The organism is Occultella aeris (assembly GCF_902703175.1).
GTDB lineage: Bacteria > Actinomycetota > Actinomycetes > Actinomycetales > Beutenbergiaceae > Occultella > Occultella aeris.
The window spans coordinates 1-1,675 of sequence record NZ_CACRYJ010000002.1 but is presented as its reverse complement, the minus strand read 5'-3'; the positions used below and the strand labels follow the sequence as shown (position 1 = coordinate 1,675).

The window sequence follows — 1,675 nt, the reverse complement described above, 5'->3', positions numbered from 1 at the left end:
GCCTTAGCCTCGATCCACCGATGGGCTGGGTGTCGGGGCCTGGATCGGCTCCGAGGTGATGGTGGCGTTTGTGGGCGTGTCGTAACGGCCGGTCTGCCCGGCGTTTCCACTGTGGTTGTGCGGTAGTAGGGGTAGCAGGCCTGAGCTTTAGGTCGCTCGGGCCCGGGTGGGCAGCACGGCGTCGTAGAGCGTGGTCCAGGCTCGTTCCCAGGGCCAGTTGAGCGGCAAGTGCAGGTGTAGCCGACGGGCGGAGGTCGCGATCCGGGCCGGGATATTGATGAGTTTGCGTCGGATCGTGGAGGTCGTGGCCCTGACGAGCGTGGGTGCTCGGGTGAGGGTGGCGGCGGCGCGGGTGAGGTTGAACGCCATCACGGCGCAGATGAGCCAGGCGGCGTTGGCGGTGAAGACCCCGGAGGGCAGGTGCGCCAGCGCGGAGGCCTTCAGGTCGGCGTGGACGTTCTCGATGATCGCGTGAGCTCGGTGGGCCTGGTCGGCGGCCACGGTGTCGCGCTGGTCGGTGGGGGTGGTGGTGAAGAAGGCGTGGAAGCGCCAGGTCTGGAACAACGTGGCCTGGCCGTCGCTGCTCTTGGGGTTCAGCTCGGGAATGCGACGCACGATCAGGCGGCCCGGGATCTGCTCAGCCTTCTTCCTGCCGGTGAAGGCGGTGTAGGGGATCTCGGCGACTTCCGCGCGGGAGATCCACGTCGCGGTGTCCTGGTCGTAGATCGCGTCGGTGTATTTGATCGGGTTCCAGGCCTGGTCGTCGATGCTCGCGATGGCACGTTTGACGGCCTTGTCCATCCGGACGGTGATGGAGACCTGGGCCCCGGCGCTGGTGAGCGCAGCGACCATGGAGTGGGAGTAGAACGCCGAGTCGGCCCGCACCAGCACGTCCCGGCCGGCCAGGTGGGTCCGGCGGATCAGGGCCAGGGTGTCGCTGGCCAGGCGGGCCGCGCCACGCGGGGAGCCCGCGCTGCCCTTGCGCAGGCGTTGGGCGGCGATCGCCGGTGCGAAGTCCTGCCCTGAGACCGTGGCCAGCAGCGCATTGAGACCACGGACGCCGGAGTAGCCGAAGGACGCGCCCTGCTTGGCATAGCCGTGGACCTCCACGATGGTGTCGTCAATGTCGACCATCACCGCACCAGTGTTCTGCGCCTGGCCGAGCAGTGCGCCCTCCCGGGCGAGGTTGATCAGGAACCGGGAGGCCACCGCGTCGGCCTGGCGGACGTGGCCGAAGGTGAACTTACGCAGGAACGAGCCCAGCGTCGAGGGCGCATACGGGCGGTCGAAGACCTTGCCCATCCCGCCGTGGCGCAGCACCGCCATGTCATCGATGCTGTCCGCGCCGGCGGCCATGCCCGCGACCAGCGAGGCCAGCTTCAATCCGGCGTTTGAGCCCTTGTCGGTGGGCACGCTCAAGTGTTCATCGCCGAGCTCGCGCAGGCCCGCCTTGGCAGCCAACGCGATCAGCGGGACCAAGCCGGCCGAGGCCACCAGGTTCGGCTCGTCGAACCTCGCTGAGGCCACCGGGGTATGAGAGAGTTGCATCTACGAGATGCCCTTCTTGAACTGACGATACGGACCTTCGACAAGTCGTATCTTCCCAGGTCAGAAGGGCATTCTCACGCCCCCACGCCACCGACAACACCTAGCCCATCGGTGGATCGAGGCTTAG

Annotated in this window: 1 protein-coding gene; it reads right to left on the bottom strand. The window is 67.6% G+C overall.

Annotation, left to right across the window (positions count from 1 at the left end; all coding sequences use genetic code 11):
* Positions 1-147: 147 nt before the first annotated feature.
* Positions 148-1,548 (bottom strand): IS1380 family transposase, encoded by a 1,401-nt coding sequence (locus HALOF300_RS00010; RefSeq protein ID WP_156738613.1) that lies wholly within the window; start codon positions 1,546-1,548, stop codon positions 148-150.
* Positions 1,549-1,675 lie beyond the last annotated feature (127 nt).